The 625-nt window shown below is 59.2% G+C and carries 1 pseudogene; it reads left to right on the top strand.

The window, feature by feature from the left end:
* Positions 1 to 625 (top strand): annotated as a pseudogene (locus tag X965_RS18790) (invasin domain 3-containing protein); the annotation flags it as partial.

Genomic DNA, 625 nt, shown 5'->3' on the forward strand with positions numbered 1-625 from the left:
ACCGTTACCGGATACCGTCATCAGTGCCGCCTCCGGTAACGGTGACGGCAGTTATTCCGCTGTGCTTTCGGGAACAAGAGCCGGTGAGGCGGCTATCCTGGTGACGGTTAACGGTCAGGCATTACCGGTCAGAGCGGCAGCGGTGACACTGACCGCGACATCGCCGGTACAAAGCACCTCGGCCATCAGCACGGACAAAGCCGCGTATACCGCAGGCAGTGATATTGCAGTAACGGTAACATTAAAAGACGCGAACAGTAATCCAGTCACAGGGCAGTCTTCATTACTGACTGACGCCGCTGTCCGTGTTGATAACGCTGTTTCAGAGCCGGGGCGCGGCTGGGCGGATAACGGCAACGGGACTTACACCCGTCTGTATGTGGCAGAGACGGCCGGCACGGGGCTGACTGCCGCACTGCGGTTAACCGGCTGGGGCGCGGATTCGGTATCATCACCGTATTCGGTGACGTCAGGGAGTCCGGTTCAGTTAAAGTCAGCGATTGCGGTTGATAGCGTAACGTATGCTTCAGGCGATGACATCCGGGTGACGGTGACGCTGAAGGATGTACAGGGTAACGGGGTTGCCGGCGAGTCGGCGGCCTTAACGGCCACGACGGTGACGGTG

Source organism: Morganella sp. EGD-HP17, from assembly GCF_000512315.2.
In the GTDB taxonomy this organism is placed as follows: domain Bacteria; phylum Pseudomonadota; class Gammaproteobacteria; order Enterobacterales; family Enterobacteriaceae; genus Morganella; species Morganella morganii.